The organism is Methylomonas sp. Kb3 (assembly GCF_002834115.1).
Taxonomy (GTDB): Bacteria; Pseudomonadota; Gammaproteobacteria; order Methylococcales; family Methylomonadaceae; genus Methylomonas; species Methylomonas defluvii.
In genome coordinates, this window is record NZ_PIZT01000002.1 from 11,950 (window position 1) to 29,177 (window position 17,228).

The 17,228-nt window shown below is 49.8% G+C and carries 16 protein-coding genes; 9 read left to right on the top strand and 7 right to left on the bottom strand.

Annotated features, from left to right (window positions below):
• Nucleotides 1–9: 9 nt before the first annotated feature.
• The 4 genes from CWO84_RS00910 to CWO84_RS00925 are packed head-to-tail and all read right to left on the bottom strand — an operon-like array spanning nucleotide 10 to nucleotide 3,403.
• Entirely contained in the window at nucleotides 10–702 is a 693-nt protein-coding gene (locus CWO84_RS00910; protein WP_101051511.1) for a DUF3226 domain-containing protein, read from the bottom strand.
• Nucleotides 702–1,844, bottom strand: coding sequence for an ATP-binding protein (locus tag CWO84_RS00915; protein WP_101051512.1), 1,143 nt, complete (start codon nucleotides 1,842–1,844; stop codon nucleotides 702–704). The genes CWO84_RS00910 and CWO84_RS00915 overlap by 1 nt, the downstream gene beginning before the upstream one ends.
• Nucleotides 1,845–1,853: 9 nt before the next feature.
• Nucleotides 1,854–2,951, bottom strand: coding sequence for a tRNA 2-thiouridine(34) synthase MnmA (gene mnmA / locus CWO84_RS00920; RefSeq protein ID WP_101051513.1), 1,098 nt, complete (start codon nucleotides 2,949–2,951; stop codon nucleotides 1,854–1,856).
• Nucleotides 2,948–3,403 carry an NUDIX hydrolase gene (locus CWO84_RS00925; protein ID WP_033157261.1) on the bottom strand — a complete coding sequence of 152 codons (456 nt, stop codon included), beginning with the start codon at nucleotides 3,401–3,403 and terminating at the stop codon, nucleotides 2,948–2,950. The genes mnmA and CWO84_RS00925 overlap by 4 nt, the downstream gene beginning before the upstream one ends.
• Before the next feature lie 125 nt (nucleotides 3,404–3,528).
• Between CWO84_RS00925 and clpS the strand changes: the two genes are divergently transcribed.
• Nucleotides 3,529–3,852 carry an ATP-dependent Clp protease adapter ClpS gene (gene clpS / locus CWO84_RS00930; protein WP_020482550.1) on the top strand — a complete coding sequence of 108 codons (324 nt, stop codon included), beginning with the start codon at nucleotides 3,529–3,531 and terminating at the stop codon, nucleotides 3,850–3,852.
• Between the two features lie 9 nt (nucleotides 3,853–3,861).
• Nucleotides 3,862–6,138, top strand: coding sequence for an ATP-dependent Clp protease ATP-binding subunit ClpA (gene clpA, locus CWO84_RS00935; protein WP_033157262.1), 2,277 nt, complete (start codon nucleotides 3,862–3,864; stop codon nucleotides 6,136–6,138).
• Nucleotides 6,139–6,172: 34 nt separating this feature from the next.
• On the opposite strand, the gene infA is transcribed toward clpA, so the two are convergent.
• From infA to CWO84_RS00950, 3 genes are all read right to left on the bottom strand, one after another.
• The gene (gene infA / locus CWO84_RS00940; RefSeq protein WP_013819653.1) at nucleotides 6,173–6,391 is read right to left on the bottom strand and encodes a translation initiation factor IF-1; all 219 of its coding nucleotides are present in this window, start codon (nucleotides 6,389–6,391) and stop codon (nucleotides 6,173–6,175) included.
• 102 nt (nucleotides 6,392–6,493) lie between these two features.
• A complete protein-coding gene (locus CWO84_RS00945) occupies nucleotides 6,494–8,608 on the bottom strand; it encodes a bifunctional (p)ppGpp synthetase/guanosine-3',5'-bis(diphosphate) 3'-pyrophosphohydrolase (RefSeq protein WP_101051514.1) in 2,115 nt (704 codons plus the stop codon).
• Between the two features lie 378 nt (nucleotides 8,609–8,986).
• Complete coding sequence (locus CWO84_RS00950; protein WP_033157264.1) at nucleotides 8,987–9,460, bottom strand: hypothetical protein; 474 nt, start codon at nucleotides 9,458–9,460, stop codon at nucleotides 8,987–8,989.
• Nucleotides 9,461–9,820: 360 nt separating this feature from the next.
• On the opposite strand from CWO84_RS00950, the gene CWO84_RS00960 reads away from it, so the two are divergent.
• From CWO84_RS00960 to alaS, 7 genes are all read left to right on the top strand, one after another.
• Nucleotides 9,821–10,543 carry a hypothetical protein gene (locus CWO84_RS00960; RefSeq protein ID WP_033157266.1) on the top strand — a complete coding sequence of 241 codons (723 nt, stop codon included), beginning with the start codon at nucleotides 9,821–9,823 and terminating at the stop codon, nucleotides 10,541–10,543.
• Between the two features lie 28 nt (nucleotides 10,544–10,571).
• Nucleotides 10,572–11,864 carry a cobyrinate a,c-diamide synthase gene (locus tag CWO84_RS00965; protein ID WP_240617930.1) on the top strand — a complete coding sequence of 431 codons (1,293 nt, stop codon included), beginning with the start codon at nucleotides 10,572–10,574 and terminating at the stop codon, nucleotides 11,862–11,864.
• Between the two features lie 88 nt (nucleotides 11,865–11,952).
• The gene (recA, locus tag CWO84_RS00970; RefSeq protein WP_033157268.1) at nucleotides 11,953–13,005 is read left to right on the top strand and encodes a recombinase RecA; all 1,053 of its coding nucleotides are present in this window, start codon (nucleotides 11,953–11,955) and stop codon (nucleotides 13,003–13,005) included.
• Nucleotides 12,968–13,465: a regulatory protein RecX gene (locus CWO84_RS00975; RefSeq protein ID WP_084153322.1), complete on the top strand. Its 498-nt coding sequence runs from the start codon at nucleotides 12,968–12,970 to the stop codon at nucleotides 13,463–13,465. The genes recA and CWO84_RS00975 overlap by 38 nt, the downstream gene beginning before the upstream one ends.
• Nucleotides 13,466–13,872: 407 nt before the next feature.
• Nucleotides 13,873–14,184 carry a nucleotidyltransferase domain-containing protein gene (locus tag CWO84_RS00985; RefSeq protein WP_033157270.1) on the top strand — a complete coding sequence of 104 codons (312 nt, stop codon included), beginning with the start codon at nucleotides 13,873–13,875 and terminating at the stop codon, nucleotides 14,182–14,184.
• A complete protein-coding gene (locus tag CWO84_RS00990) occupies nucleotides 14,174–14,512 on the top strand; it encodes a HepT-like ribonuclease domain-containing protein (RefSeq protein ID WP_101051515.1) in 339 nt (112 codons plus the stop codon). The genes CWO84_RS00985 and CWO84_RS00990 overlap by 11 nt, the downstream gene beginning before the upstream one ends.
• Nucleotides 14,513–14,595: 83 nt before the next feature.
• Nucleotides 14,596–17,205, top strand: coding sequence for an alanine--tRNA ligase (gene alaS, locus CWO84_RS00995; RefSeq protein WP_205800332.1), 2,610 nt, complete (start codon nucleotides 14,596–14,598; stop codon nucleotides 17,203–17,205).
• The last annotated feature ends 23 nt before the right edge of the window (nucleotides 17,206–17,228 follow it).

Sequence of the window (17,228 nt, forward strand, 5' to 3'; positions counted from 1 at the left end):
TTTGGATAATTATTTAAAAACCGAGACTAACCAGTTGCTGAAATTAGCAGCGGCTTCGATAGTTAATAGGTTTTCGGACAACGCATCCGGCAATCTTATGCCAGGCTCTTTTTGCCAAGCTCGCCATGTATAGATTCTGGCTTTCGACAAATGAATGTCTTTAAATAGCTTGGTCGGTAAGTTATTTATTGAGAAGTTTGCGTGAGCTAATAGCGATTGTTGTTCGGCGCTGGCTGAAATCATTTGCTCGACAAAATTTTCAATCATTCCGTCATTTTGATGATCGGGCATGATCCATAAGCCAATATCAGGTAAGCCGTTTGTGTGCTTGAAAATATCGCCTGTTTTGTAATTAGGCTGATCCGATATTTCGTAGAGGCCGTAATTTTGTTTTTGTAAAAAGTCGTTTATTTTCTTGGTGACCAAATCTCGTCTTGAAGTAACTCCACCATTGTTGTCTAGCTCAAAGTCAGCATCTATTACAATGGCTAACTTATCAATATCACCGCTACGTAAGCGTTTAATTTCTGTTGGTAAATGGTCAATCAGGTTGGTCCAGCCGTTTCGTTGTGAGCCCCTGTCCTTCGGAGTGACGATAGTTATTTCGGGTACTTCGACATCAATAAGTCCCAGTTTCTTGCAGAATGCTTTGAAAAAGGCTCGATCATCATTACCTTCAACTAACAATATCTTTTTAGACATTATCTAATCTCAAGTTCTGATGCAGTTATGGTTTGTAACTCGGCTTCATCGTAAACAGTGGTAATGATCTTTCCATTATCGCTGGTGAGTTTGCTTCTGGATACTTTCAGCAAAATGCCATCGCCAGGGCTTTCAATTGCCGTTTTGGTAAAACTCTCGATACAATCCCAGCTATGGGTCGTTGCAAATACTTGTATATTTAATTCTTTTGCAAGTTGAAAAATGATACGCCAGACTTCTTCTTGAACACTGTAGTGCAAGCCGTTTTCAAACTCGTCAATTAATAAAATGCCATCTTTTGCAGGAAATACAGATAATATCAGCTGTAATATGCGCGACATGCCGTCGCCCATGCTGCTGAGAGGGATTCTATTTTCAACATCTTTGGTTTTAACGATCGCAAAACGGCTGTTGTTTTGATGAGATTCGATGAATGCAAGTTTTTCAATACGATCATCAATCAACTTTAAAGCTTTTATGACAATATTCTCGTATGGGCTTAGTGTTATTTCATCCCAGAGAGTAGATAGTTGTTCTGATGATAAAAAATCTGACGGAACATAACTTAATCCAAATGAATAAAGTTTAGAATTCAGGAGCCAAAATGTAGAAAACTGATTTTTGGTTTCCTCTAATTCCTGAATTGTATTTTTACCTGATTCTAAGGTTATGCGAATTGCCGGATATAATAAAGCTGAATCTTTAACATTTGACAAGTCAGGTTTTACGATAACTCTTCGGCGAGTGGAAAATGGCTGCCCGTCTTCATCAATATCTGATTCATCTTTAAAATAATAAAAGATATACTCAATTTTTAGAAGATTTTTTTCATTGGATGATAAAGATATATTGATATTTTCACTTGAAGGGAACTTTCGATTAGGAAAGAGGTTTTTTAGCCCTAGCCAATTTTTTATACTACCGTCAAGAGATGTGCGATCTAAACTATATGATTCGTCATGTTCATTCAGTATTGCGCTGAGTAGCTCAAGATTTGCGTCCCCAGCATAGATGCGCAGTGCCTCAAGAATAGAGCTCTTGCCACTATTATTTTTTCCTACAATTAAATTCACGCGGCCAAGCTTTGGGATTTCCAAATCCTCTAACATGCGGAAATTTTTAATGCGTAAATTGGTTAGCATTGTTAATCCTTATGTTTGATTATATTTCGACTCAATTATCCCGCCACCCAAACAAACTTCGCCCTTATAAAACACCACCGACTGTCCCGGCGTAATCGCTCGTTGTTGTTCGTCGAAGCGGACTTTGACGCGGCTGCCGCCGTCGGTTGGTTCGACTATGCATTCCTGGTCAGGCTGGCGGTAGCGGGTCTTGGCGGCGCAACGAATGGTTTCAGTCAAAGGCCGGCTGCAGCACCAATCCAGTTGACCTGCTTCCAGGGTGTTATGCAGCATCAGCGGATGTTCATGCCCTTGGCCGACGATCAGCACGTTGTTATCCAGGTCTTTGTCCAACACGAACCAGGGTTCGTCAGGCGCGTCCTTGACGCCGCCAATGCCCAAGCCCTGGCGTTGGCCCAGGGTGTAATACATCAAGCCATGATGCTTGCCGATATATTGCCCTTCCGGAGTGCGCATTTCACCAGGTTGGTGCGGCAAATAGCGTTGCAGAAATTCCTTGAATTTGCGTTCGCCGATGAAGCAAATGCCGGTGCTATCTTTCTTCCGGCTGTTGGCAAAGCCGGCTCTGTCGGCCATTGCGCGGATTTCCGGCTTGTGCAGGTGGCCTATTGGAAACAGGGTACGAGACAAGGCTTTTTGTCCCATCGCATAGAGAAAATAGCTTTGCTCTTTGTTGGGATCCAGGCCTTTTAATAGCTGGAATTCGCCGTCTTGTTCGCGAACGCGGGCATAGTGGCCGGTGGCAATATATTGGGCGCCCAAGTCTTCAATGGCGTAATCCAAAAAAGCTTTGAATTTGACGTGTTTGTTACAAAGTATGTCGGGATTGGGGGTGCGGCCGGCCTTAAACTCTGACAAAAACACTTCAAATACCTCGTCCCAATATTCGGCGGCGAAGTTGACGGTTTTTAGTTTTATGCCAAGTTTGTCGCAAACTTGCTGTGCGTCGGCTAAGTCTTGCATCGCCGTGCAATATTCGGTGCCGTCGTCTTCCTCCCAGTTTTTCATGAACAAGCCCGTGACTTTGTGGCCTTGTTCTTGCAGGGCTAGAGCGGTAACGGAAGAATCGACGCCGCCGGACATGCCGACGATGATGTGTTTGCTCATTCTAAATCGATAAAAGACTGTAAGATGCTAAGCGGAAAGCGGTGACCTTTCAGGTATTCGTCCACAGTGGTCAATACCAAAGGGCTGCGCAATTGCTGGCGTTTTGCGTAAATTTCATTGCGGCTTAACCAGTGAGTGTCGATAATGCCGTCGTCGAGAGCTTGTTCTGGATTGTGGTTGTTGACTGTGCCGGAAAAACAGAAGCGAACAAAGCTGGGCATATGCGGATTTCTGCGCCATAACTGTGTGGCGATTAAAGCCTCCGGTTCAAATTGCCAAGCTGTTTCCTCGCAAACTTCGCGTTTGACGGCACTGATTAAATCTTCACCTTCTTCCAAATGACCAGCGGGCTGATTGAACGCAAGGCCTCGTGCCGTTGTCTCCTCAACCAGCAGAAAGCGACCGTCTTTTTCGATCACGGCGGCGACGGTGACGTGAGGTTTCCAAACCATGATATTGATAGAAAACGGTAAAAGGCGCGCATTTTACTAGAAATGTTTTTTATGTGCCTAAAGATTGAAATTTAATGTTTAAGACGCTATTTTTAAGACCACAATGATTCACAGCACCAAAGATTATGTCAGATTTTGAACCCTTGAAAGATGGTGACGGTAACACCGCGCTGCAAGAAGCCAAACCGCAGCTGAAAAGACCGCCACTGTATAAGGTTATGTTGCTTAATGACGACTTTACGCCGATGGATTTTGTCGTCGAGATATTGACTGATTTTTTTAACATGAGCCAAGAGAAAGCAACGCAGGTGATGTTGCAAGTGCATACACAGGGTGTCGGGGTTTGCGGTACCTATACCAAAGACGTAGCTGAAACCAAAGTACATATTGTTAATGAATATTCCCGTGAGCACCATCACCCGCTGATGTGCACGATGGAAGAGGCGTGAGGGCTAACCATGCTAAGTAAAGAACTTGAAGTGACATTGAATGCTGCTTTTACCGGAGCTCATGCCAAAAGACACGAATTCATCACGGTCGAGCATTTATTGCTAGCCTTGTTGGACAATGTCACGACGATACCGATTTTGATCGCTTGCGGCTGCAATGTTAATGCACTGCGGGCCGAACTAACCCGGTTTATAGATGAAACCATTTCCTTGATTCCGGAAGGCATACAGCGCGAAACGCAACCCACTTTGGGTTTCCAGCGCGTTTTACAGCGCGCCGTATTTCATGTCCAGGCTTCCGACAAAAAAGAAGTCACCGGCGCGAACTTATTTGTCGCCTTGTTCAGTGAGCAGGATTCGCACGCGGTTTATCTGTTGAACAAACAAGACATTACCCGTTTGGATGTGGTCAATTATCTGGCGCACGGGGTTTCCAAAATCGAGCAGTTCAGAAAAGAAAATAACGAAGAGCCGGAATCCGAGCGCGGCAGCAATGAAGCTTTGTCCAGCCCATTGGAAAAATACGCAACCAACTTGAACGAAGAAGCCCTGAAAGGCAACATCGATCCTTTAATCGGCCGCGAGCTGGAAGTGGAAAGAACCATTCAGGTGCTTTGCCGCCGCCGCAAAAATAATCCGCTATTGGTAGGGGAGGCTGGTGTCGGTAAAACCGCTATAGCCGAAGGTTTGGCGAAACGAATTGTTGAAGAACAAGTGCCGGATATTTTGTTGAATAGTGTGATTTATTCGCTAGATATGGGCGCACTGGTGGCCGGTACCAAGTATCGCGGTGACTTTGAAAAACGACTCAAGGCTTTAATTAGCCAACTAAAAAAAGAACCGGACTCGATTTTATTTATTGACGAAATTCATACCATTATTGGTGCGGGTTCCGCTTCCGGTGGGGTGATGGATGCCTCTAACTTGATCAAACCGGTGTTGGCATCCGGACAATTGCGTTGTATTGGGTCCACTACTTATCAAGAATATCGGGGTATTTTCGAAAAAGACCACGCTCTGGCGCGGCGCTTCCAGAAAATCGATGTGATAGAGCCATCAATAGAAGATACTGTATTAATCTTGAAGGGCTTGAAGTCGCGCTTTGAAGAGCATCATGGCCTGAAATACACCCAAGAAGCATTGCGACTGGCGGTGGAATTATCAGCGCGTTATATCACAGACAGACATTTGCCCGACAAAGCCATTGATGTGATCGACGAAGCCGGGGCCAGGCAGCGGTTGTTTGCCGGTATTGATCGCAAGGATCTGATCGATACTGCCGAGATAGAAGAAATCGTCGCCAAAATTGCCAGGGTTCCGGCACAATCGGTATCGTCAAACGACATTGATAAATTGTCGAGCTTGGAAAAAAACCTGAAGATGCTGGTGTTTGGCCAAGACGAAGCCATTTCAGAGCTGGCGTCGGCAATTAAGCTATCGCGAGCGGGTTTGCGCGATACCACTAAAACGATCGGTTCGTTCCTGTTTGCCGGTCCTACTGGTGTCGGTAAAACCGAAGTGACTCGGCAGCTAGCCAAAGTATTGGGCATAGAGTTGATTCGCTTCGATATGTCTGAGTACATGGAGCGGCATACTGTATCACGCTTGATCGGCGCGCCTCCGGGGTATGTCGGGTTCGATCAGGGCGGATTGCTGACCGAAGCGGTGACCAAACATCCCCATGCCGTGTTGTTGCTGGATGAGCTGGAAAAAGCGCACCCGGATGTGTTCAACCTGTTACTACAGGTGATGGATCACGGCACATTGACCGACAACAACGGTCGCAAAGCGGATTTTAGAAATATCATTTTGATCATGACGACCAATGCCGGCGCGGAAGAAAGCAGCCGGGCATCTATCGGCTTTACCCAGCAAAATCATGCTTCCGATAGTATGAAAGTGATCGAGCGAGGGTTTTCGCCGGAATTTAGAAATCGTCTGGACGCAATTGTGCAATTCAAACCGCTGGATTTGGCGGTGGTGGGCAGTGTGGTCGATAAGTTTATTTTCGAGCTGGAAGCCATATTGGCGGACAAAAATGTCACATTGACTTTAGAACCTGCGGCGAGAGCGTGGCTGGCCGAACATGGTTGCGATCCAAAAATGGGTGCGCGGCCAATGGCGCGATTGATTCAGGAAAAGATCAAAAAACCGCTGGCAGAAGATTTATTGTTCGGTCGTTTAGCGAATGGCGGTCACGTGCGAGTGCATGTCGAGAACGATGCGTTGGCTTTTGCGATCGAGAGCAAACAACTAATCGTTTCGGAATTGAATCAAGTAGTATAAAGCGAGGGAAGCAATCGCTTTCCCGAAAGACGGGTTAGCGATTGCGGAAAGTAATGCGGCCTTTGGTCAAGTCGTAAGGTGTCATTTCTACGCGGACTTTATCGCCAGTCAGGATGCGGATGTAGTGTTTGCGCATTTTGCCGGAGATGTGGGCGGTAACGATGTGACCATTTTCCAATTCGACGCGAAACATAGTGTTGGGCAGGGTATCGATAACCTTGCCATCCATTTCAATCTGATCTTCTTTTGCCATAGTCAAAGCTCTAAATTTAAAACGCCTATGTTAGCATGAATCCTCTGCTGAGCCGCTAAAAAAGTCTCCCGGATAGTTGAATTAGTGCTGATACAGGGCGCGTCAGACTTTCCTTCTCACTTCAATAATATTTGGCAAATGGCTGATACGTGCCAGCACCAAACTAAGTTGCTCGGTATTTTCGATTTGAATTGTCATATTCAGAATCGCGGACAAATCGTCGTGGGTCTTCAATGAGGCGTTGCTGATATGTACTTTCCCGGCGGCTAATACCTGAGAAACGTCGTTCAACAAATTTTGCGCGTTAAAGGCATGAATCAAAATCGGTACGCTGTGATGTACAGTTTGTTGACCGCTCCAATCGGCTTTCAACAATTGCAATTGCTGCTCGGGCGACAGATGCCGAATATTCTCGCAGTCGCGGCGATGAATAGTGATACCGCGTTTATGCGAGATAAAGCCGATAATTTCGTCACCCTTTACCGGCGAGCAGCAATGGGCCAGCGTGGTCACTACATTATCAATGTCATCGATAGTAATCGCTGATTGCGTAGAGGATTTGCTGGGCACCAATTTGATCGGTGTTGGTTCCAATTCCGGAATTTTCAACGCGCCGGCCAATTGCCGGTTGTTGATGTCGCCGTGGCCTAGCGCTTCATAAAAATGTTCTGTATCCGCGAATTTAAAATGCCTTAACAATTCGTTGATATCGACGGTTTTCAAGCCTAGCCGCTTGCTTTCCTTATCCAGCAGCAATTTGCCGGCCGCAATATTTTCGGCTTGCTGTTGTTGTTTGAACCAGCTTTTTACCTTGCTGATGGCTCGCGGGGTTTTTAGGTAACCGAGGTTGGGATTCAGCCAATTGTGATTGGGTTGACCGTTTTTAACGGTGATGATTTCCACCTGCTCCCCAGAGCACAGCTTGTAAGTCAAGGGCTTGATCTGGCCGTTAACTTTTGCGCCGCGGCAACTGTGACCCACCTCGGTATGGATCGCATAAGCAAAATCCAGTGGCGTAGCGCCCTTGACCAGGTCGATCAATTTGCCGGCAGGCGTCAGCACGAATACCCGGTCGGAGAACAGCTCGGTATGAAAGTTTTCCAGCAAGCCGTCAGTGTTATCTTTGTCTTCCAGCAGTTGTCGGAGCGAGGCGATGTTCTTCTCGGTGGCGGCGGTGACCTTGCTGCCCTCTTTATAACGCCAGTGCGCTGCCACACCCAGCTCTGCAAAGTCGTGCATGGCTTTGGTACGGATTTGAATTTCGATACGGTTGCCGTCTTCATCCAAAACTACGGTATGCAGGGACTGATAGCCGTTTTCCTTAGGGTTGGCGATGTAATCGTCGAATTCCCGCGGAATATGCTGCCAATGGCTGTGCGCCAAGCCTAGCACCATGTAGCAGGCCGACAAACTGTCCACCACCACGCGCACTGCCAATAAGTCGTACAGTTCGTTTATCGCCAGTTGCTTGCGGCGCATCTTGTTCCAGATGCTATAGATATGCTTGGGCCTACCGTAGACCTTGGCCTGTATGCCTTCCTGGTTTAAACGGTCTTGAAGTGCCGCTAAAAACCGCTCAATAAAGGCTTGGCGTTGTTCCCGATTGACAGCCAATGAGTCGGTGACAAAGCGGTAATGCTCAGGATCGGCATAACGAAACGCCAGGTCTTCCAATTCCCATTTGAATTGATTAATACCCAGGCGATTGGCGAGTGGCGCATAAATATCCAGGGTTTCCCTGGCAATGAAGCGGCGGATATTGTCTTGCTCGTGTTGGAGTCCGCGCAGCCGCTGAATACGAAAAGCCAATTTAATCAGCACCGCCCGCACGTCATGGGTCATTGCCAGCAGCATGCGTCGCAATATCTCGGCTTGATTGGGCTGGTTTGCCATGTCGGTACTGTAAATGCTGACATTATTCAACCAACTCACGTCTTTAACCAAGTCGGCGACTACCGGTCCGAATTGCTCGCGTATTGTCGAGTCGCTGAGTTTCCCGGCAACACGTGAATCGCTGAGCAGCGCCGCCAGAATAGTTTCCAGATCGATATGCACACTCATTAAAATTGAGGCGACATCGACGCCTTTGGGGCGGAGAGTGTCCTTGCAGTTTGCCGAAAGTTGCTCGACCAGCTTCAGCGCGTGGCTTATCTGTAAGCTATCGGCGTCTGAAAACCCGGGAAACAGTTTGCTGACGGAAGAATTATTTTGAGTCATACCAATATTGTAAGACTAGCGAGGTGGGGCGGAAAATAGGGAATTTCCTGAAACTTGGGGTTCGAATCCAGGCGTCAGATTAAACGGCTAGCGACGCGCTTTACCCGTCCGCGTTCCCCGAGTGTCTATACGGGCAAAGCTATTGGGCAAAATTCAGGACACTCTCAAGCAGCCTACTCAGGCAGTAAGAAAACCACTCAAGTATGGCCGGATTTATTAAACCGGCCCTCAATAAAGTCGCTCACGCTTATGCTAAGGCCGAGTTTTCAAGATGGATTCCCGCTTACGCGGGAATGACGGAGCAGGGAAATTTAAGTGTCCGGTTAACAGGCAGGAAATTCTAAGATTCTTAGCATTAAGTGCCTGGGGAGACAGCTATTAATAAGCATCTTTATCCGTGATTTTGCCCTTGTCGTTGACCGCCACCTTCCATTTGCTGCCACCCACCTCAATAAACAATTCGTATTCTTCGCCCACGCCGTTCGGATTAATCACCAATTCCGCCTTATGCAGCTTATAGCCGGGGAAGTTATCGGCCAGCACTTTGGTCACGTCAGGTGATATTTCTAGACCGTTGTCCAGCAGGATTTCGTTCGCAAACAACGCGCCGTCGGTTCTAAATAACTCATGCTTCAATTCGTCTTCCGTATCCTTAAAGCTGACTTCCAGTAGCTGTTGACCAAAGTGGGTTTCCTGAGTCGCTTTCAGGTCCTGCGCTTGCGGGTGTCGTTTCAAAATATTGGCCCTGACTTTATCCGGGATTGCCACGCTAGCGGAATCTTGGGCTTGAGCGGTTGATAAGCTGCTGTAAAAGGTGGTAGCGGCAAGTAAGGAAAGTAATAAAGTACGCATATGTTCTCCTGCTGTGTTGGATCCCCCAATGACTTAAAGCGCTGGGGATGGTTTCATCGTTGTTTTTGCGGTATTAGCAAAAGGTGGACGTTGGAAAAATTCATTCAAAACCAGAACGTGCTCTTCTGAGAGCTTGAAGCACTCTTAGCGCTTAACTATGGTCGATTATGCGATAAAAATAAAAATCGCCGGTAGGATTTTTCCGCGAACTTGGCATAGATCAATATTTGCATATCGATTATTCTAAAAGCAGTTTGATGCCATTGAGCCGCTGGGGAGCCGATTTGGCTTGCCGGAAGCTTCCGCAGCACCAGTCTAGCGCCATGGATCGTGCCCACTTTGCCTTTTTCTAAATTGCCTATGCCGAAGCAATATCGCCGTTTTCGAGATATTTCCACCAGTGAGAAGATTTTATATACCGTGTTTCTGTTGACCATCGGTTTGGGTTATCTGATGGCCCTCGTGAATTTGTATTACACCCATCAGGGCCGCGATGGTAAGCGCGGTTTGTCGATAGACGACATTGTCATCATGTACCACGGTTCGACCACTCAGTCCAGGCTTGGCGCGGCAGTCAACGGCATCATGGAGCCGAATCTGAAATACAAAAGCGATAAGGAAGTGATCTTGAAATGGATTCAGGATGGCGCGGAGCAACCGGCTTACGAGCAACAGATCGCGCCGATTTTGAACCGCGATTGCATCCACTGTCATAACCCGGCCGCCAACCCGAGCCTGCCCAATCTGACGCATTACGAAGGTGTCGCGGAAGTGGCGCATAAAGGCGGGGCGTCGACGCCGGCGCTGGTCAGGGTGTCGCATATTCATTTATTCGGCATTGCCTTCATCCTGTTTTTCATTGGCAAAATTTTTCTGCTCTGCGATATGAATATCTACGTCAAGCGGGTGGCGCTGGTGATTCCGTTTTTTGCAATGCTATTGGACGTAGTGTCCTGGTTTGTCACCAAGCATATTTCCGAATTTGCCTATGTGGTAGTGCTTAGCGGTGCGTTGATGGGCTTATCGATGGGCGTACAAATACTAATGAGTGTTTATCAAATGTGGTTTTACCAAAAGGACTGATGTTTTGACTGTTTCTCCCGTTTCATCCATGACGACCAACCCGCGCTGTTGTCCGGCCATGTTAATCAGCGCCCCGGCTTCCGGGCAAGGCAAAACCACCGTCACCGCCGCGCTGGCTTACTATCATAGACAGCAAGGCCGTCGGGTTCGGGTATTCAAGACCGGCCCGGATTTCATCGATCCGCAGATTTTGGCTTACGCCAGCGGGCAGCCGGTTTATCAACTGGATTTATGGATGATGGGCGAGGCCCATTGCCGTGACTTGTTGTACCGCGCCGCCGGCGAAGCCGATTTGATTTTGATCGAAGGCGTGATGGGCTTGTTCGACGGCGACAGCAGCAGCGCTGATTTAGCCCAGGCGTTGGCGGTACCGGTCGCGGCGGTGAGTGATGCGCAGGGCATGGCGCAAACCTTTGCAGCCGTGGCCTACGGCTTGGCCAATTATCGACCGGGTTTGGCATTTGCCGGTGTGATAGCCAACAAGATCGGCAGCGCCGGGCATGCAAAATTGTTGCAAGAAGCCTTGCCGGCGCAAACGCCACTGATTGCTGCAGTGGCCAGAGATGACGCCGTCGGTCTGCCATCGCGGCATTTGGGCTTGTGGCAGGCTGATGAAATTGGCGATCTGGACACGCGGCTCGCTAGGGCCGCCGAATTGCTGAACAGTTATACACCTTGCCAGTTGCCGGCCCCCGTGTCGTTTGTCGGAGTGTCGATCGATCCCCCGCCCCATTTGTTAGCGGGAAAGCGCATTGCCGTGGCCCGTGATGCGGCGTTTTCATTTATCTACCAAGCCAACCTGGATTGCCTGCAAGCGATGGGCGCCGAACTGGTGTTTTTCTCACCGTTGAAGGACTGTGCTTTACCGGAGGCTGACAGCGTCTACTTGCCGGGCGGCTATCCGGAGTTGCATCTGCAAGCCCTGGCCGACAATACGGCGATGAAGCAGGCATTAATCAGGCATCATCAAGCCGACAAAGCAATCTACGCCGAGTGCGGCGGCTTCCTATACTTGCTGCAGACCTTGGCCGATATAGATGGCAATCAGGCGGCGATGGCGGGTTTGTTGCCAGGTCGTGCGCGGATGCAAACCCGCTTGGCCAATTTGGGCATGCATAGTCTCCAACTGGAGCGCGGTGAGATTCGCGGTCACAGTTTTCATTTCTCCACGCTGGAAACCACGTTAGAACCGGTTGCTTCGTCCGTCGCGCAACGCAGCTTTGGCCACGGCGAAGGATTTTTTCGCAGTGGCTCGCTTCAAGCCTCGTATCTGCATTTATATTTTCCTTTCAATCCGCGGCTTGCCGCCGGCTTTTTCTGAACTTTGAATGGATATAAAAACTGTTTCACAGCCAGGGTCTATGGGATAATGCGCGGCTTTCACCGGCCAGACAACAGCAGGTACTCAAATGGACGAAAACAAGAAAAAGGCGCTGGGCGCCGCGTTGATGCAGATCGAAAAACAATTCGGCAAGGGCTCCGTGATGCGGATGGGCGATGTCGCCGCCAGCCGCGACATTGAAGTCGTATCAACCGGCTCGCTGTCTTTGGATATTGCGCTGGGTGTCGGCGGTTTGCCGCGCGGCCGGATTATCGAAATCTACGGCCCGGAGTCGTCCGGTAAAACCACCTTGACGCTGCAAACCATCGCCCAGATGCAAAAGTTGGGCGGCACGGCGGCATTCGTCGACGCCGAACACGCGCTGGATCCAATCTATGCGCAAAAAATCGGCGTCAATATCGACGATTTGTTGGTTTCGCAACCGGATACCGGCGAACAAGCCCTGGAAATCACCGATATGCTAGTGCGCTCCGGCGCGGTCGACATCGTGGTGGTCGACTCGGTGGCCGCTTTAACACCCAAGGCCGAAATCGAAGGCGACATGGGCGACTCGCACATGGGCTTGCAAGCGCGCTTGATGTCGCAAGCCTTGCGCAAACTGACCGCCAACATCAAACGTTCCAACACATTGGTGATTTTCATCAACCAGTTGCGGATGAAAATTGGGGTGATGTTCGGCAACCCGGAAACCACTACCGGCGGTAATGCGCTGAAGTTTTATGCCTCGGTGCGTCTGGATATTCGCCGCATCGGCGCGATCAAGAAAGGCGACGAGGTGATCGGCAACGAGACTCGCGTCAAAGTGGTTAAAAACAAAGTGGCGCCGCCGTTCAAGCAAGCCGATTTCGAAATCCTCTATGGCGAAGGCGTGTCATTCTTCGGTGAACTGGTCGACTTGGGCGTGGAATTCGGTTTCGTGCAAAAGTCCGGTTCCTGGTATGCCTACAACAACGAGAAAATCGGCCAAGGCAAGGACAACGCCAAGCAGTTTTTACGCGATAACCCGGATAAGGCCGCCGAATTGGAAAAGGCTATCCGCGAGAAGGCCTTTGCCAAATTAGCCAGCGCGCCGGCTGCAGTCAGTGAAGACGACGACGCCGAGTTTGTCGACGGCGATTGAACGCCGGCAGCAGATCGAAGCGGTCTGTCTGAGACTATTGGCCCGGCGCGAACATAGCCGCCGGGAATTGCTGGATAAATTGGCACTACGCGGCTTTAACCGCGACGACGTTGAACCGGTTATCGATCAGATAGCCGAGCAGAACTGGCAAAACGACGCACGCTATACCGAAGCCTATGTTCGCCAACGTATCCGAAGCGGTTACGGTCCGATGCGAATTCGTTATGAACTGCAGCAGCGCGGTATCAACGACGCCAATCTCGATGCGCAGGCCGAGGAGCAGGGCGGCTGGCAAAATCTGCTGCTGGACGTGTATTTGGGTAAATACGACGGCGAAAAATCGCTGACCCAAAACGAATGGCTGAAGCGCAGCCGCTTTTTACAGCAACGCGGCTTCAGTGGCGAAATGATCAAGCGCTTGTTTGCGGAATTGAAAATCAAACTATGTAGGTCGGAATAAGCGGTACCGTTTTCGACAAACTTTTAAGGCCAATTAGATGAAGTTCAGTAGAGTTGCAACCGGATATACAAGATCTAAAGCACGGCGAGACAACCTTCAAGTAGTTGAAATTGATGGTCCGAACATTAGTTGGGATTCCGGCAAGAAAGTTATAGTTCTGAGTAAGCAAGCGGTCCCTGATTTTGCACCAAGCTCAACGTCAACTTATAACTGCGACATTGAAATTTCCTTATCGGAAATTGCTGAAATGATAAAAGTGGTTGGGGATTCCTTAGTAAAAGTAACTCCCAACCCACCAAAGATTTCATTCCCTAAATTGAAGTCTGAGCTCGTAGCTCCGAATAGCGAAGCGTATTCGGAGAAATAGTTGAAATAAGGTTCAAGCAAATCGAAGCTAAGAGCTATTTATGCATCCTCTGATTCAGCAAAATAAATCCGCAATCGTCGACTTATGCAGGCGCTATCGGGTTAAGCGTCTGGAGGTCTTTGGCTCGGCCGCGCGGGCTACCGACTTCGATTTGGAACACAGCGATGCGGACTTTTTGGTCGAATTTGCCGAGGACGGTCAGTCGTCTTCGTTGCAGGTATTTTTTGCCCTACGGCAAGAACTGGAGAGCCTAATTGGGCGGCATGTGGATTTAGCGGAGACTGCAGCGTTGCAAAACCCTTATTTGCTAGCCAGCATAGAACAAAGTCGCGAATTGGTCTATGCAGCGTGATCCTCGGGTCTTTCTGTGGGACGCTCATTCCGCTGCTGAAGCGATACTGGAATTTGTTGCCGGTAAAACTGTTGCGGATTACAGATCAGACCGTTTATTACGCTCTGCTGTGGAGCGCCAATTTGAGATTATTGGCGAAGCTTTAAATCAGTTATGCAAAATAGAACCGGCTTGGGCCGAACGCATTCCGGATTTGCCGCAAATTGTGGCTTTTCGCAATCTATTGATTCACGGATATGCGTCGGTTAACGATTTAACGGTTTGGAATACCATCGAATCATCTTTGCCAGCATTGCACGAAACGCTGGCGAATTTGTTAAACGATTGAAAGTCCTATAGATGAGCTCTTATCATCAGCATATGCAACGTAAATTTACTTTCTGAAGTATCAAATCAACCGAAGTAACCACCATGAAAAAAATGACTAGCGCCGAATTGCGGGCCGCCTTTTTGGAATTCTTTCGCCAACACGGCCACGCCGTGCGTCCCTCCAGTTCGCTGGTACCGGGTAACGATCCGACCTTGTTGTTTACCAACGCAGGGATGGTGCAATTCAAAGACGTATTCCTGGGGCGGGAAAAGCTGGATTTTACCCGTGCCGCTACCAGCCAACGCTGTGTGCGGGCTGGCGGCAAACACAACGATTTGGAAAACGTCGGTTATACCGCGCGTCATCATACTTTTTTCGAAATGCTCGGTAACTTCAGCTTCGGTGACTATTTCAAGCGGGATGCGATTCATTTTGCTTGGGATTTTCTGACCAAGGAGTTGGGCATTCCTAAGGAAAGACTTTGGGTTACAGTATTTGATGAAGATTCCGAAGCCGAAGCGATCTGGCTGGAAGATGTAAAACACGACCCGAAACGCTTCTCGCGGATCGGTGCCAAGGACAATTTTTGGTCGATGGGCGATGTCGGCCCCTGCGGTCCTTGCACGGAGATTTTCTACGATCACGGCGAGCATGTAGCCGGCGGCCCTCCGGGCAGTCCGGACGAAGACGGTGATCGCTACATCGAAATTTGGAACTTGGTCTTCATGCAATACGACCGGGACAAGGATGGCAATCTGACGCCGCTACCCGCGCCTTCAGTAGATACGGGTATGGGCCTGGAGCGGATCTCGGCGGTGATGCAGGGCGTGCACAGCAACTACGAAATCGACCTGTTCCAAAACCTGTTAAAAGTCGCCGCTCAATTGGCCGGCACCACGGATTTGGCGAATAGTTCGTTGCGGGTAATCGCCGATCATATTCGTTCTTGCGCGTTCTTGGTGGCCGATGGTGTATTGCCTTCCAACGAAGGCCGCGGCTACGTGTTGCGCCGCATCGTCCGTAGGGCTATCCGTCACGGTTACCGCTTGGGCATTCAAGACACCTTCTTCTACAAATTGGTCGCGCCGCTAGTGGCGGAAATGGGGGAGGCTTATCCAGAACTGGCGAATGCCCAGGAACAAGTAGAGCGGGTGCTGAAAAAAGAAGAAGAGCGTTTCGCGGAAACCCTGGAACAGGGCATGAAGATACTGGAAGCCTGCGTCGCCAAAATGGACGGCCATGTCATCCCCGGCGATGTCGTGTTCTTGTTGTACGACACTTACGGCTTCCCGGTGGATTTGACCGCCGACTTTGCCCGCGAACATAAGCTCAGCGTCGATCACGCCGGTTTCGAAGTGGAAATGGCTGCGCAGCGTGATCGGGCTCGGGCCGGCGGCAGCTTCGCGGCCGATTACGATCAGGACATCAAACACGACAGCAGCACCGAATTTACCGGTTATTTTCATCTGGACGGCTCGGTACAAATTCTGGGCTTGTTCAAGCAAGGCCAGCCGGTCGAGGCTTTGGAAGCCGGCGACGAAGGTGTGGTGATTCTGGATCAAACCCCGTTCTATGCGGAATCCGGCGGCCAAGTGGGCGACACTGGGCGCATCGAATGTGGTGACGCGGTATTCGAAGTACACGACACCCAGAAACAGGGCGGTAAATTGTTCCTGCATAAAGGCAAGGTTTTGCGCGGCACGCTCAGCGAAGGCCAAGCTTGCGAAGTCAGCGTCGATGCCGAAATCCGCAAAGCGACCGAACGCAATCATTCGGCGACGCATTTATTGCACGCCGCTCTGCGGGCGACCTTGGGCGAGCATGTTCAGCAAAAAGGTTCGCAGGTCAATTCCGAACGCTTGCGTTTCGACTTTTCGCATTTCGAACCGATGACGCCAGCGGAAGTTGCCACCGTCGAACGCTTGGTCAACGAACAGATTCGTTTAAACAACGCGGTTGCCGCCGAAATCATGGCCAAGGACGATGCGGTGAAAGCCGGCGCGATGGCCTTGTTCGGCGAGAAATACGGCGATGAAGTACGCGTATTGACGATGGGTGAATTTTCTACCGAGCTTTGCGGGGGCACCCACGTGCAACGTACCGGCGACATCGGCTTGTTCAAAATCATCGGCGAAACCGGCGTCGCTGCCGGCGTCAGGCGTCTGGAAGCCGTGACGGGGCAAGGCGCATTGGATTGGATAGATCAGCGCGAAAAAGCCTTGCTCAGCATCGCCGGCTTGCTGAAAGCCGCACCGGACAAAGCGGCCGACAAAGTCCATCAGTTGATGGAAAAAAACCGCGGCCTGGAAAAAGAACTGGAAAAACTCAAAGCCAAACTGGCTAGCTCGGCCGGTGACGAGATGACCAGCCAAGCCGTCGACGTGAATGGCGTGAAAGTGCTGGCCGTGAAACTCGACGATGTCGATCCGAAAGCCTTGCGCGACTTGGCCGATCAATTGAAAAACAAGTTGGGTAGCGCGGCCTTGGTATTGGCGGCGGTCAGTGGCGACAAGGTGAGCCTGATTGCCAGTGTGTCCAAGGATGCGATGGACAAGGTCAAAGCCGGCGAATTGGTGAATTTTGTCGCTACTCAAGTCGGTGGTAAAGGCGGTGGTCGGCCGGACATGGCGCAGGCTGGCGGCAACGATCCTGCCGGATTGCCGGCGGCGTTGGTGGCGGTGCCGGAGGGGGTGAGGGAGCGGTTGGGTTAGATTAATCGCTACGGCGGGTGGTT

Coding starts and splice junctions, on each gene's coding strand:
- CWO84_RS00910 (WP_101051511.1), bottom strand. CDS start 702: ATGTCTAAAAAGATATTGTTAGTTGAAGGTAATGATGATCGAGCCTTT.
- CWO84_RS00915 (WP_101051512.1), bottom strand. CDS start 1,844: ATGCTAACCAATTTACGCATTAAAAATTTCCGCATGTTAGAGGATTTG.
- mnmA (WP_101051513.1), bottom strand. CDS start 2,951: ATGAGCAAACACATCATCGTCGGCATGTCCGGCGGCGTCGATTCTTCC.
- CWO84_RS00925 (WP_033157261.1), bottom strand. CDS start 3,403: ATGGTTTGGAAACCTCACGTCACCGTCGCCGCCGTGATCGAAAAAGAC.
- clpS (WP_020482550.1), top strand. CDS start 3,529: ATGTCAGATTTTGAACCCTTGAAAGATGGTGACGGTAACACCGCGCTG.
- clpA (WP_033157262.1), top strand. CDS start 3,862: ATGCTAAGTAAAGAACTTGAAGTGACATTGAATGCTGCTTTTACCGGA.
- infA (WP_013819653.1), bottom strand. CDS start 6,391: ATGGCAAAAGAAGATCAGATTGAAATGGATGGCAAGGTTATCGATACC.
- CWO84_RS00945 (WP_101051514.1), bottom strand. CDS start 8,608: ATGACTCAAAATAATTCTTCCGTCAGCAAACTGTTTCCCGGGTTTTCA.
- CWO84_RS00950 (WP_033157264.1), bottom strand. CDS start 9,460: ATGCGTACTTTATTACTTTCCTTACTTGCCGCTACCACCTTTTACAGC.
- CWO84_RS00960 (WP_033157266.1), top strand. CDS start 9,821: ATGCCGAAGCAATATCGCCGTTTTCGAGATATTTCCACCAGTGAGAAG.
- CWO84_RS00965 (WP_240617930.1), top strand. CDS start 10,572: ATGACGACCAACCCGCGCTGTTGTCCGGCCATGTTAATCAGCGCCCCG.
- recA (WP_033157268.1), top strand. CDS start 11,953: ATGGACGAAAACAAGAAAAAGGCGCTGGGCGCCGCGTTGATGCAGATC.
- CWO84_RS00985 (WP_033157270.1), top strand. CDS start 13,873: ATGCATCCTCTGATTCAGCAAAATAAATCCGCAATCGTCGACTTATGC.
- CWO84_RS00990 (WP_101051515.1), top strand. CDS start 14,174: ATGCAGCGTGATCCTCGGGTCTTTCTGTGGGACGCTCATTCCGCTGCT.
- alaS (WP_205800332.1), top strand. CDS start 14,596: ATGAAAAAAATGACTAGCGCCGAATTGCGGGCCGCCTTTTTGGAATTC.